The organism is Pseudomonas sp. St316, assembly GCF_018325905.1.
In the GTDB taxonomy this organism is placed as follows: domain Bacteria; phylum Pseudomonadota; class Gammaproteobacteria; order Pseudomonadales; family Pseudomonadaceae; genus Aquipseudomonas.
Genome location: NZ_AP021901.1, coordinates 1,943,952 through 1,957,164 on the forward strand (window position 1 = coordinate 1,943,952; position 13,213 = coordinate 1,957,164).

Sequence of the window (13,213 nt, forward strand, 5' to 3'; positions counted from 1 at the left end):
GAAGGGGAAAACAATGAAAGTTGAAGATCTGATTCTCGTCAGTGTCGATGACCACGCGATCGAGCCGCCAAATGCCTTTGCTCGTCACATGCCTGCCCGTTTCAAGGGGCGCGAGCCGCATGTGATCAAGAAAGGCGATCGCGATGTTTGGGTGTTCGAGGAGCAGGCCACTGGCTACATGGGCCTCAACTCCGTGGTCGGCCGACCCAAAGAGGAATACGGCATGGAGCCGCTGGGCTACGAGCAGATGCGTCGTGGCACCTGGAGTATCAAGGACCGCGTCGACGATATGAACGCCAACGGCGTGCTCGGTTCATTGTGCTTTCCTACCTTCCCGGGTTTTGCCGGGCAACGTTTCCAGGTGCACGCTGACCGTGACGTGTCGATGGCGGCCATCCAGGCTTACAACGACTGGCATTTGCATGACTGGTGCAATGCAGCGCCAGGCCGTTTCATCCCGCTGATGATCGTGCCGTGGTGGGACATGAAGGCCGCTGCCGCCGAGGTCGAGCGCCTGGCCAAGCAGGGGGTGCACGCGCTATCGCTGTCGGATAACCCGGCCATTCACGGTTACCCGTCGATTCACAGCGATTACTGGGACCCGTTGTGGAAGGCCTGCAGCGATAACAAGGTGGTGATCTGCTGTCACATCGGTACCGGCGTAAAAGCCAACCACGCATCGGATTTGTCACCCATCGATGCCTGGATTACCTCCATGCCGATTTCCATCGCCAACTCCGCCGCCGACTGGATCTGGGCGCCCATGTGGAAAAAATTCCCGGACCTGCGCATGGCGCTTTCCGAAGGCGGTATCGGTTGGATTCCTTACCTGCTGGAGCGGGCTGACTTCACCCACCGTCATCACAACGCCTGGACCAACTCCAATTTCGACGGAAAAATGCCCAGTGACATTTTCAACAAGCACTTCATCACGTGCTTCATCGAAGATAATTTCGGCCTGAAAAACCTCGATTACTTGAACGCCGAGATGGTCACCTGGGAAAGCGATTACCCGCACTCCGACTGCACCTGGCCAAACTCGCCGGAAACCGCCTGGGAAGGGTTGCAGCACCTGCCCAAGGAGATGATCGACAAGGTCACTCACTTGAATGCCATGCGTGAGTTTTCCTTCGATCCGTTCTCCATCCATGGCCGGGAAAACTGCACGGTCGGCGCGCTACGGGCTCAGGCCACGCACGTCAGCATCGAGCCTGCCCTGGGCCTGGGCGGCGCCGATCATGGTCGCCATGACAACAAGCCGGTCACCTCCGGCGACATCAATGCGATGTTCGCCCAGGCTGACGCGCAAACCGCGTTGTAAGTTGTCGCTGCTCCCACAGTCGCCGGCCAATGGCGGCTGTGGAGCGGTTGCCGTTCTGTGGTCGCTTCGTTCGAAGCGATTGCGCCTGTGTTGAGCGTGAGAGAGCGCATATGGCCATCAGTCAATTTTCCTACAGCAGTATTCCTCCCGAGGCGGAAGCGCTTCGCCCAGAGGTGCGAGCGTTCATTCACGACACGCTGGCCGATTATCCTCCCACCCTGAGTGCGCGGTCCTGGATGGGGTTCGACGCCGAGTTCAGCAAGAAACTCGGCGCCAGGGGCTGGGTCGGCATGGCCTTGCCCAACGCCTACGGCGGTGCACAGGCGAGCCCGTTTGCCCGCTATGTGATTATCGAAGAGTTGCTGGCTGCCGGTGCGCCGGTATCGGCTCATTGGATCGCCGACCGGCAAAGCGGGCCGCTGATCAATCGTTTCGGCACCGAGCAGCAAAAACAGCATTACCTGCCGGCCATTTGCCGGGGTGAAAGCTACTTCTGCATTGGCATGAGCGAGCCCAATTCCGGTTCGGACCTGGCGTCGATCAAAAGCACTGCGGTGCGTGAGGGCGATGATTGGCTGGTCAATGGCCAGAAGGTCTGGACCACCAACGCCCACCATTCGCACTACATGATTGCCCTGGTGCGTACCGGTGAGAAACAGGCCGCCAGGCATGAGGGCATGTCGCAATTCATCGTCGATCTGAGCCTGCCCGGCATCACCATCCGACCGATTCGCGACCTGGCCGGTGGCGAGCACTTCAACGAAGTGTTTTTCGACAATGTGCGGCTGCCCGCCGACGCCTTGATCGGCACTGAAGGCAAAGGGTGGGACCAGGTCACCGCTGAACTGGCCTTCGAGCGCAGCGGCCCTGAGCGGTTCCTCAGTTGCATGGCCTTGTTGAAAACGCTGATTGACGCGGTGGGTAAGACACCCAATGCGCTACAGGCGCGGGAGATCGGGCGGCTTTCGGCCAAGTTGCTGACACTGCGCAATATGTCGTTGTCGGTCACGGCACAGCTGGCAGCGGGTGAGCATCCGGCCTGGGCGGCTTCCTGCGTGAAGGACTTGGGCAATGCCTTTGAGCAGGAAATTCCCGAGGTTGCCCAGCTGTTACTGGAAACCGAACCACGGCAAGACGGCGGCAGCGAACATGCACGGGTGCTGGCCTACCTGACTCAGATGGCGCCCTCATTCTCACTGCGCGGGGGCACGCGCGAAATTCTACGCGGCATCATTGCCCGCGGGTTGGGGTTGCGATAATGCGCGAGATATTTGAAACGACGATTGAACGCCTGTTTGCCGATGTGGCGACGCCGGCTTATGTGATGGGTTGTGAAGGCGGCGAATGGCCGGCCGAATTATGGGCCGCGCTGGACGAGTCGGGCTTTACCCAGGCGGGTGTCACCGAAGCGCTGGGAGGTGCTGAAGCCAGTTGGGCCGATATGTATGTGCTGGTCCGTGCCGCCGGGCGCTTTTCGGTGCCCGCGCCATTGGGTGAGGCCCTGCTCGCCAACTGGCTACTGAGCAAGGCCGGCCTGGAGGGCAGGGCAGGCGCCCTGAGCATGGCGGCCAGCGCTGATCTGGTGCTCGATGGCGAGCGCGTTCATGGCGCTGCCTATTCGGTCCCTTGGGGGCGCAATGTCGAAGCGCTGGTAGCGATTGCCAATAGCGTAACCGGTGTCCCACATGTGGTGTTGCTTGAGCGCAGTGCTGCCAGCGAACTCACGCCGAGCTTGAATGTGGCGGGCGAGCCACGGGATGACCTGGGGTTCACCAGTGCCCAGGTACTGGCGCAAGCGCCGCTACCCGCCGGGCTCGACGCCGATGTCCTGGAACTGGGCGGTGCGATGCTGCGTGCGGCGCAGACCGCCGGGGCTTTGCACGCGCTATTGGACATGACCGCCAACTACGCCGGCGAACGCAAACAGTTCGGGAAGGCCATTGGTTCGTTCCAGGCCATTCAACAGCAATTGGCGGTATTCGCCGAACAGGCTGCTGCCGCCGGCATTGCCGCCGAGGCCGCCTTTGCAGAGTCCCGTTGGGGCCTGGCCGCGCTGACCATTGCTGCCGCGAAAATCAGCACGGCAGAAGCGGCCAGTGTTGGCGCCGGCATTGCGCATTCCGTGCATGGGGCTATCGGGTTTACCGAGGAGTACCCCCTGCATTTGCTCACGCGGCGGTTGTGGGCGTGGCGCAGCGAATTCGGATCGGCCAGCGTTTGGAGTCAACGTTTCGGCGCTCAAATATGCCAGGGAGGCAGCGATGGATACTGGCCGTTGCTGACCAGCCACGGCCAGCAATCCTTAATCTGCCCTGCGAGTAACCCGGCATGAGCAACTTTCTTCAGATCGAGCGCGAGGACGGCATCGTCACTGTGCGCATGAACCATCCCGATACCCGCAATGCGCTGACGACGCCCGAGCAGATTCAGGAGTTTGTCGACCTGTGTGCGGAACTGCGGCGCGACAAGTCGGCGCGGGTGATGGTGCTCACGGGCAATGGCAGCGCGTTCTGTGCCGGCGGTAACGTCAAGGATATGCACGAGCGTGGCGGTATCTTCGCCGGTTCGCCCTATGAGTTGCGCAATACCTACCGCGATGGCATTCAACGCATTCCCCTGGCGATTTACGAGCTGGATATTCCAGTCATCGCGGCGGTAAACGGCCCGGCGATTGGCGCGGGTCTCGATCTGGCGTGCATGTGCGACATCCGCCTGGCGGCGCCCAAGGCGATCTTCGCCGAGAGTTTCGTGCGCCTGGGCATTGTTCCCGGGGACGGCGGTGCCTGGCTGTTGCCGCGCATCATCGGCATTCCCAAAGCCAGTCTCATGGCGTTTACCGGCGATGCCATCGATGCCGCAAAGGCGCTGGAATGGGGCCTGGTGGAGCAAGTCTGCACGCACGAAACGCTCCAGACGGAAGCTCAGGCGCTGGCGCGACGAATCGCCAGTAATCCGGGGCATGCGTTGCGCCTGTGCAAGCGCCTGCTGCGTGAAGGCCAACATATGCGCCTGGATTCGCTGCTGGAATTGTCCGCGGCGTATCAGGCGCTGGCGCATCACACCGAAGACCATCAAGAGGCGGTGGCGGCTTTTGTCGACAAGCGCGATCCCGATTATCAGGACCGCTGATCACCCATTGCCCACAACAAGAATCGATCTGGAGTAAGCAAAATGCGTGGCGTATTTCGAGAAGACCACAACATGTTCCGTGATCAGGCCCGCCGCTTCGTCGACCGCGAAATCGTGCCTTACCTGCATGAGTGGGAAAAGAACGGCATCGTTCCCAAGGAGGTTTGGCTCAAGGCCGGCGAGAACGGATTGCTGTGCTCCACGGTGCCAGAAGAATATGGCGGCCCCGGAGGTGACTTCGGTCATTCGGCGGTGATGATCGAAGAGCTGGCGCGAGCCAACGCCACTGCCGTGGGTTTCACCACCCACTCGGAAATCGTAACGCCTTATATCGTGGCCTACGGCAGCGAAGAGCAGAAGCAGCAATGGCTGCCGCGTATGGTCAGTGGTGAATTGATTGGCGTGATCGCCATGAGCGAACCGGGGATCGGCAGTGACCTGAGGGCCATGCGCACCTCGGCGCGGCGCGACGGTGACGACTACATTGTCAGTGGCCAGAAGACCTTTATCACCAACGGTGGGAATGCTGGCCTGGTGGTCACTGCCACCAAGATTGACCCCGCGGCCAAAGAGTTGACCTTGATCTGCGTCGAAGAAGACCGTGCCGGCTTCGCCAAGGGACGCCTGCTGGAAAAGATCGGCCTGAAAGGGCAAGACACCGCCGAACTGTTTTTTGATGAAGTCCGGGTGCCTGTCGGCAATCGTTTGGGCGAGGAGGGCATGGGGTTCAAATACCTGACCCATCAACTGGCCTGGGAGCGCCTGATTATCGCGATCCGTGCCGCGCAATCGATCGACACGCTGCTGGAGGAAACCATTGGTTATACCCGTGAGCGCAAGGTCTTCGGCAAACCGGTGCTCGACTTCCAGAACACCCGTTTCAAACTCGCTGAAGCCAAGGCCCAGGCCACCATGTTGCGGGTGTTCGTTGACGACTGCCTGACCAAGGTGATGCGCGGTGAGTTGACGCCTGAAATCGCCGCGATGGCCAAGCTACTGGGGTCGGAAATGCAGGGCAAGCTGCTCGACGAGTTCCTGCAATTGCACGGTGGTTATGGCTTCATGAGCGAATACAAGATCAGCCGTGCCTGGGTAGATGCTCGCGTTGCTCGGATCTACGGCGGCACCTCGGAAATCATGAAAGAAATTATCGGCCGTACCCTTTGAAGTACTGCCGCAGGAGGCAATCAGATGAATAACTCCCTTTATGACATTCCTTTGAAAAAAAACGATGGCAGTGCCAGCCGCCTGGGCGACTACCAGGGCAAAGTTCTGCTGGTGGTCAACGTCGCTTCAAAATGCGGCCTGACCCCGCAATACGAGGGGTTGGAAAAGCTGTACCAAAGTAAAAAAGACCAGGGGTTTGAGGTGTTGGGTTTCCCGGCCAATAACTTCAGGGAACAGGAGCCGGGGAGCGACGCGGAAATCGTCGAGTTCTGTTCGGTCAACTATGACGTCCACTTTCCGTTGTTCTCGAAAATCTCGGTGGTCGGCGCGGATCAGCACCCTCTCTACACTCAACTGACTGGCTCGCAACCTGAAGCCATCGGTGACGGTCCGTTCCGTGAGCGGTTGAAGGGATATGGCATCGAGTCGGCCAACACCACGGACGTGCTGTGGAATTTCGAGAAATTTTTGATCGACCGCCACGGCGCGGTGGTTGCGCGTTTCGCTCCGGACGTTACGGCGGATGACCCTCGGTTGCTTGACGCGATAAATACACAGTTGGCCAAAGAGGCTTAGGCGTGCAGACGGTCGACACAGTGAGTGCACTTCGCGCGTTGGTAACCCGCGCGCGCAGTGAAAACAAGAAAGTCGCTCTGGTGGCAACCATGGGCAATTTACATGAGGGTCATATAGCCCTGGTTCATTGGGCCAGGCAGCGGGCTGATTATGTGGTCGCGAGTATCTTCGTCAATCCACTCCAGTTCGGGGCGAGTGAGGATCTGGCCGGCTATCCTCGGACGCCGGAGGCGGATCGAGAGAAACTGGTCGACGCTGGCTGTGATGCGCTATTTGTCCCGGCTGTCGAACAGATCTATCCCGAAGGAATGCTTAACCAGGCCATTGTTAGTGTGCCGAACGTCTCCGAAGGTTTGTGCGGTGCAGCGCGCCCAGGACACTTCGATGGCATGGCTACGGTCGTTGTCAAATTGCTGAATATCGTTCAGCCGAGCGTCGCGGTTTTCGGGGAGAAGGACTATCAGCAGTTGGCGGTCATTCGTTCAATGGCCAGGGATCTCAATATGACAGTCGACATTGTCGCTGCTCCGACCATTCGAGCCCCGGATGGGTTGGCGTTATCTTCCCGCAACGGTTATCTGACCGATAGAGAGCGTGCCATTGCTCCAGTGCTTTATGCATGCCTGCAACAAATGGCGGCGTCTATCCAGGTTGAGGGTCGGGTGGCTGAGGGCCAGTTGATGGAATGTCGTCGACGTATAAGCGACGCCGGTTTTCAGCTGGAGTACTTTGAGGTCAGGAATGCCCAGAATTTAAATCCTGTGACAAGCACTGATACTCATTTTGTGATCCTGGTGGCGGCGCGCATCGGTAAAACGCGACTCATCGATAATTTGACGGTGGATCTTCGCCTGGGTGACTGAATTAACCATCACGGAATGCATCACCACACAGTCCCAAGGGGGGCCTCAGTCCATCGTGAAAACAGAAAGATCACCAAAGGAAACGACAGTGGGCCTTTATCGAGCATTCGCTGCGCTTTGCCTGTGTTTTGTCTCTCTAGTCGGCGTTGCTCAGCAAGCCCCAGCGGATGCCTATGGTGCCGACACCCAGCGTGCCAAAGCCTTGCTGGCAAAAGCTGTCGCCGAGTACAAAGCCAAGGGCGACACAGCGTTAGCCGAGTTCAGCCGGCAGGGGGCCTATGTCGATGGTGAGCTGTACATCTACGTGGTAGATACCTCCGGTGTAATGCTTGCGAGCGGCGGGCCTTCAGTTTCACTGGTCGGCAAACCGGTGGTCAGCTTCCTGGACGACGACCTCAAAGCTGTATTCCAGCAAGCCATTTCACAGCCAGATGACGGCGTTGTGCATAGCGCCGAATACCGCTGGTGGAACTGGCAACACGCCAAGGTCGAGCGCAAACGGGTGTTCTATCAGCGTGTGCAGGATCGGGTGATCTCCGTGGGTTACTACATGCCACGGTCGAGCCCGGAACAGGCACAACAACTGCTGCGCCAAATCTCGGGGCAAGTTGCCAACGACGCTAAAACCACCTTCAGCCTCATTAATCAGCACGATAAGCAGCTCACCCGGGATGATCTTTATGCCTTTGTGGTGGACCTGAAAACCCAGCGGTTTGTCGCTCACGGTTTTTCGCCCCGGTTGATCGGCACCGACTTCAAGTCATTGCGCTCAACCGACGGCAAGCCTATTGGCGAGGATATTCTCAAGCAGATGAGCGCCCATGAAACAGGGGAGATCGCCTATCTGTGGCGCAACCCTATGACCGGGCAGAACGAATACAAGAGGACTTTTCTGCAGCGGGTGAACGGGTACATCGTCGCCGTGGGCTGCTATGCAATCAAGTGATCAATGATGGGTGATATCGGTGTTTTGAGCCATGGCAGCGACAAGGCGACCCGTAGCCATTGGATGATTCTGTCCATTATCAGCTTCAACTTTATCTCGTACGTATGCAGTGGCTTGCCGCTTGCTGTGTTGCCGGGCTACGTCCTCAATGACCTGGGCCTGCCCTCGGTTTTCGCGGGTGTGGTGATCAGCTCGCAGTACCTGGCGACGCTCCTGACCCGCCCCTTGGCTGGTGGCGTGGCCGATCGCCTGGGTGCCAAATACGCGGTGGTGTGTGGGTTCAGTGGCTTGATGTTGAGCGGCACCCTGACTGCGCTCGCCATTTTCCTGCACACCCAACCCTGGTTGACCCTGACACTATTACTGCTGGGGAGGTTGGTGTTGGGGGCGTCCACAGCCATGATTTCCACGCCCTGCTGCACCTGGGCCATCGGGTTATGCGGTGCCCCTCGGGCAGCACAGGTCATGTCGTGGAACGGAATAGCGGCTTACGGCGGCACGGCTGTTGGCGCGCCACTGGGTGTGCTGCTGCACAATTCGTTGGGTATCGCCAGTGTGGGGTTGAGCACCGTGTTGCTTGGCCTGATGTTCCTGCTTTTGGCTCTGGGCAAGCGGTCAGCTCCATTAGTGACAGGCGCCCGTCTGGCATTTTATCGAGTCCTGTTCGCCGTCATGCCAAATGGCCTGGTCCTGGTTTGCAGTTCGGTGGGGTTTGGCGGGCTGACGGCGTTCGTCGCACTGTTCTTCGACAGTCTGGGCTGGGATCACGCCGCCTACTGTCTAAGTGGCTTCGGGGCAGGTTTTATCGTTGCCCGATTGTCGTCGCCGGGAATACTGCAGCGATTCAGAGGGTACAAGGTGGTGGGTGGGTGCCTGCTTGTACAGACCTTGGGCATGCTGCTGATATGGCTCGCGCCGTCTCCTGCGCTGGCCATTGCCGGCGGGGCGTTGACCGGGATAGGGGTGTCATGGGTCTATCCGGGGCTAGGCGTGGAGACATTGGCGAGCACTCCGGCCGCGAACCGTAACTCGGCGCTCAGTGCCCTTTCAATATTTTTTGATATTGCAGTGGGGATCGCCGGCCCGGTGATGGGCCTGGTTGCCTCAGGTTTTGGCTATGCTGCGATATTTCTCTGTGCTGCACTGATGTCAGCAGGCGGGTTTCTAGTGGCGCTCTGCCTATGTTGGCGGAAGGGCCGCATACGCGATTGATACGGCTTGCTTAATGGCGTCCCTCTGTTTGACATGACTGATGCGCAAGTAAGCCCTTCGACGCTCTGAGAGCGCAGCGATCCACAGGCTTCCTGTTCGCGGCCTGCCTGGCCGACGATGTGATCGACTGGACGCCATGCCATAATGGAAAGCCCTCTCGATTTTGAAGATCATGACAGACTCACAGGCACCCGCCTCCCCGAGATACAAACGTCGTCCACAACAGATGCGTGGCCATGAGCGTGTCGAGATGATTCTGGATGCTTGTGCACGCCTCATGGTGGGGAAAGGTGTGCTCAGTCTGACCATGCATGGTATTGCCAAGGAAGCGGGTACTTCCATTGGGTCGCTTTATCATTTTTTTAGGGATAAGGAGGAGGTCCTGAGCGCATTGGGCCGTCGCCATATTGATGCGCTAGGCAAAATTGCCAGTGAGCTTCTTCTTATTGAACCCGCCACCTGGATTGGATTTAGTACGGCGGATACAGTTAAACATTTAGTGCTTCCATTGCTGGAGTATGTTGAGAAAAATCCTGATTTTCTGCATATGATCAGCCCGAATTTCTCTGCTGGCCAGCTTCAGGCTTCTGATTTACAGGTACAGCTCAAAGAAATTTATAGTCATGTTGTTATGTTACGCATTCCTAATGTCAGTACCGAAATGTGTGAAGTGTATGCGGTTGCAATGTTGGCGTTACCTGCTGGTCTTTGTCGCGCAGCATTTGAAAATGATAATTTTAAAAGTTTGCTTATTCTAAACGAGGCGCCACGCGCCTTGGTTGCATACCTTGAGGCAATAGAAAAGCAGGGCGCTTGATGAGATAGTCACCCCTGTAAAATCTAAACTTTCGCAGGGTGTTCTGTTTCGAAGGCCATTTCCTCGATTCACTGTTCCAGCGAGGTGGCAGTGACCAGGACTGGGTAATGCTTGATCTGCAAGCGTGTTGCGATGCTGTTGCCATTGAGCGGGAGAATGGTGATCCCGGGAGCGGCTGCGCGAATCCGAGCCAGAGCTTTTAAATCAGCCACTTCGACAGCCAGGCCAACTGTACCCAGCTCGCGCAGGACTGTGCCCCGCTCCTGAAGCCAAGCCAGTGACTTGGGATCGTCCCCCACCAGAAAGAAGGGCGGCAGGCCAGGCATGTCCAGGGTTCGAGGTGTGATCTTGCCTGGGCTCAACCGAGAACTGCTGATGGGTAGCATCCAGGCCTCATCAGATAGCAGGGAGACCTCGGCACGGAAAAGTCCGTTAGGTGTCCCTCCATTCATCTGAGCATCGAATACTCGAAGATCGGTTTGAGCGAAGTCGCCGGGCAGACCCTCAACAACTGTCAGTTCTGCTAGGGCGAAGGGTGTCAGTATCAGAATGAGACAAGAGGTGAGGGGGATTTGCTTCATGGTGATGGGACCTGTTCGACCGCGGGGTTCATTGCTGGGACCCTGTTCATTTTTCCGGCACCCATCCCCCTCCAAGCGCCTGATACAGAGAAATCACGTTCTTAAGCTGGTTCTCCCGAATCTGAATGGCTGACAATTCGGTGTTAAACAGATTGCGCTGAGCGTCCAGTACTTCAAGGTACGAAGAGTAGCCCCCTTGGTAACGATCCCTGGCGATTTCCAGTGAGCGAGCCAAGGTAACCCGGCGAGCATGCACTCGCGTTATCTGCTCCTCGAGGCGTTTGACGCCAGATAATGAATTTTCAACTTCACCAAAAGCTTTGAGCGCAGTGGCCCTGTACGAATAAGCCGCTTGATTGCGTTGGGCGGTGGCGACCCCGACTTGGGCTTCGAGTCGACCAGCGCTATAGATCGGTGCCAAGACGCTCGCCCCCAGATCCCAAACTTTGACTGGATCGAAATCCAAGGCATTTACATAAAGCCGTCCTATGCCACTCGACAGTTGCACTTGGGGGAGGAATTCGTCACGCCGTGCATCCAGCTTCAGGTCAGCAGCGGCGACCAACTGTTCGGCCTGCTGTATATCAGGGCGCCTGCGCAGCAATTGCGCGGGCAAGAGTCCTGGCACCGTGGGCGGTGTAAGGGTTTGAAGCTCTCGTCCCCGGTGTAGATCGCCCGGCAGCGTGCCGGTTAATAAACGAATGGCGTTCTCTTGCTGACGGATAGCCTGCTCAAGTTCGGGGATCATCTGTGCGGCAGATTCGTACTCAGACTGCGCCTGGGTAAGTTCCAGTTGCGAGGTGTAGCCTTCGTTTGCTCGATCCTCAGCGACACGCAATGCGTCACGGCGTGATTGTGCGGTATCTCGGGTAACCTTTAGCTGGGTGTCCAGGGACACCAGTGAAATGTAGGCCCGCACGGTGGTACTGGCCACAGACAGGCGAATGTTATCCCTGTCAGACTGGCTTGCCTGATAACTCATCTGCGCCGCGTTTTCCAAGGTGCGCAGGCGGCCCCAGAGGTCCAGTTCATAAGACGCCTGCAGCTCCGGTTGTATGGACCGCGTATGGGTGATGCCGGTAGTCCCCAAACTGCGATTGGTTTGTCCGCCGACCGAACCGTCCAGAGTCGGCAACAGCGCTGAGTGGGACAGCCTGATCTGCTGTCGGGCTTCTTCAACTCTGGATATGGCCTCTAGAATGTCAGTGTTATGGGCCAGAGCAGCCTCAACCAGGTCATTAATCGCTGGTTCATCGAACGTTTGCCACCACGTGCCGGATATCGGTGCGGGGACTCCGATGGGTGCGCGCCAGGCCGTCGGGGCAAATACTTTGGCCTCCTGGGGTGAGGCTGTTTTGACCGGGGCGCAAGCAATCAAGCCGAATGCGGCGCCTAACGACATCCACTGCAGGGCACCATACGCTTTGATATTCATGGCGCCGAACTCCGCTTCGAGGTGTCGCTGGTATCGACATTGGTGATCACCGACATGCCTGGACGCAGCCGGTGCAACAAGGGTTGCTCTGGATCCAGGACTATTCGAACGGGAATACGTTGTGCGACTTTAGTAAAGTTGCCTGTTGCGTTGTCCGGACGCAGGACGCTGAATTCCGAGCCGGTGGCTGGGGCCAAACGTTCGAGTCGCCCCGTCAGACGTGCGCCGTCCAGTGCGTCCACATCAAGGCTGACAGGTTGGCCCACTAGCATATGGTGAATCTGGGTTTCCTTATAATTGGCGATCACCCACAGTTGTTCCGGCACCAGGTAGAGCAGTTGCGAGCCCGCCGATACATATTGGCCAAGACGCACCGATACCTCGCTGAGAACGCCGTCGCGCGGCGCCCTGATCTGTGTATTGTCCAAATCGATCTCAGCCAGATGAAGAGCCGCTTGTGCGGTTCTGACCTGCGCCTGGAGCACCCCTCGTGAAACACGGGTGGACTTGACGGTCTCTTCTGCAATGTTGATGGCGGCTCGCGCTTTTTTGACGTTCGCACTGGCGGCCCGAGCGGTCGCGCGAATCTGGTCGCGTTCACGTACAGAGACCGACCCACGAGAGGCCAACTCGTTGACCCGCAGTTCGTCGGCCTGCGCACGGGCATATTCTGCTTGCGCCGAATAGAGTTCCGCCCCTCGAGAGGTGAGTGTCGCCTGGTCTGACGCCTGGGTTTGCACAGAGTTGTCCAGTTCTGCCTTCCGGGCGTCAAGGTCGGCCTGTGCTTGCTCGACTCGCTGGCGATAAATCCGATCATCGATTTGCAACAGGGTCTGGCCTCGACGCACAGCCTCGAAGTCGCGCACCAATACCTTTGCGACATAACCGTTGACCTGAGGTGCCATGACCGTTATCTGTCCCCGGACATAGGCGTTTTCAGTGGTGGTGATGGCGCTGTTGAAAGGCCAGAATTGCCAAGCGTAAAGAATCGCCAGAATACCCGCCAAAGCCACACCAATCATTATGAAAACCGTACCCCGTCGGGGCTTTATGATTTTTGGCGGGTCCTGGGCCGCACTGCCAGTATCTGCCACCGAGATGGAGTCTTGCGTCGCTGGATTCTGCGGGTTGGGCTGTCCGTTTCCGGCTTTGTCATTTCGGGTCAT

The 13,213-nt window shown here is 58.0% G+C and carries 13 protein-coding genes; 10 read left to right on the plus strand and 3 right to left on the minus strand.

Annotated features, from left to right (window positions below; all coding sequences use genetic code 11):
- Positions 1-13: 13 nt before the first annotated feature.
- The 10 genes from KI237_RS08780 to KI237_RS08825 all read left to right on the plus strand — a co-directional run bounded on the left by KI237_RS08780 (position 14) and on the right by KI237_RS08825 (position 10,031).
- Positions 14-1,321, plus strand: coding sequence for an amidohydrolase family protein (locus KI237_RS08780; RefSeq protein ID WP_014338831.1), 1,308 nt, complete (start codon positions 14-16; stop codon positions 1,319-1,321).
- Positions 1,322-1,431: 110 nt separating this feature from the next.
- Positions 1,432-2,580, plus strand: coding sequence for an acyl-CoA dehydrogenase family protein (locus KI237_RS08785; protein WP_034114487.1), 1,149 nt, complete (start codon positions 1,432-1,434; stop codon positions 2,578-2,580).
- Complete coding sequence (locus KI237_RS08790; protein WP_014338833.1) at positions 2,580-3,653, plus strand: acyl-CoA dehydrogenase family protein; 1,074 nt, start codon at positions 2,580-2,582, stop codon at positions 3,651-3,653. The genes KI237_RS08785 and KI237_RS08790 overlap by 1 nt, the downstream gene beginning before the upstream one ends.
- Positions 3,650-4,450, plus strand: a complete 801-nt coding sequence (locus KI237_RS08795) for a crotonase/enoyl-CoA hydratase family protein (RefSeq protein WP_014338834.1) — start codon at positions 3,650-3,652, stop codon at positions 4,448-4,450. Before KI237_RS08790 ends, KI237_RS08795 begins: the two co-directional genes overlap by 4 nt.
- A gap of 42 nt (positions 4,451-4,492) precedes the next feature.
- The gene (locus KI237_RS08800) at positions 4,493-5,617 is read left to right on the plus strand and encodes an acyl-CoA dehydrogenase family protein (RefSeq protein WP_014338835.1); all 1,125 of its coding nucleotides are present in this window, start codon (positions 4,493-4,495) and stop codon (positions 5,615-5,617) included.
- A gap of 24 nt (positions 5,618-5,641) precedes the next feature.
- Positions 5,642-6,193 carry a glutathione peroxidase gene (locus KI237_RS08805; protein ID WP_014338836.1) on the plus strand — a complete coding sequence of 184 codons (552 nt, stop codon included), beginning with the start codon at positions 5,642-5,644 and terminating at the stop codon, positions 6,191-6,193.
- Between the two features lie 2 nt (positions 6,194-6,195).
- Positions 6,196-7,056 (plus strand): pantoate--beta-alanine ligase, encoded by an 861-nt coding sequence (panC, locus tag KI237_RS08810; protein ID WP_102617432.1) that lies wholly within the window; start codon positions 6,196-6,198, stop codon positions 7,054-7,056.
- A gap of 88 nt (positions 7,057-7,144) precedes the next feature.
- A complete protein-coding gene (locus tag KI237_RS08815; RefSeq protein ID WP_014338838.1) occupies positions 7,145-8,002 on the plus strand; it encodes a cache domain-containing protein in 858 nt (285 codons plus the stop codon).
- 6 nt (positions 8,003-8,008) lie between these two features.
- Entirely contained in the window at positions 8,009-9,214 is a 1,206-nt protein-coding gene (locus tag KI237_RS08820) for an MFS transporter (protein WP_014338839.1), read from the plus strand.
- Positions 9,215-9,464: 250 nt separating this feature from the next.
- Positions 9,465-10,031 (plus strand): TetR/AcrR family transcriptional regulator, encoded by a 567-nt coding sequence (locus KI237_RS08825; RefSeq protein WP_232925609.1) that lies wholly within the window; start codon positions 9,465-9,467, stop codon positions 10,029-10,031.
- A gap of 68 nt (positions 10,032-10,099) precedes the next feature.
- On the opposite strand, the gene KI237_RS08830 is transcribed toward KI237_RS08825, so the two are convergent.
- The 3 genes from KI237_RS08830 to KI237_RS08840 are packed head-to-tail and all read right to left on the minus strand — an operon-like array spanning position 10,100 to position 13,213.
- The gene (locus tag KI237_RS08830; protein ID WP_041475991.1) at positions 10,100-10,612 is read right to left on the minus strand and encodes an integrating conjugative element protein; all 513 of its coding nucleotides are present in this window, start codon (positions 10,610-10,612) and stop codon (positions 10,100-10,102) included.
- A gap of 46 nt (positions 10,613-10,658) precedes the next feature.
- On the minus strand, positions 10,659-12,047 hold the full coding sequence (locus tag KI237_RS08835; protein WP_212799527.1) for an efflux transporter outer membrane subunit: 1,389 nt from the start codon (positions 12,045-12,047) through the stop codon (positions 10,659-10,661).
- The gene (locus tag KI237_RS08840) at positions 12,044-13,213 is read right to left on the minus strand and encodes an HlyD family secretion protein (RefSeq protein WP_249410706.1); all 1,170 of its coding nucleotides are present in this window, start codon (positions 13,211-13,213) and stop codon (positions 12,044-12,046) included. The genes KI237_RS08835 and KI237_RS08840 overlap by 4 nt, the downstream gene beginning before the upstream one ends.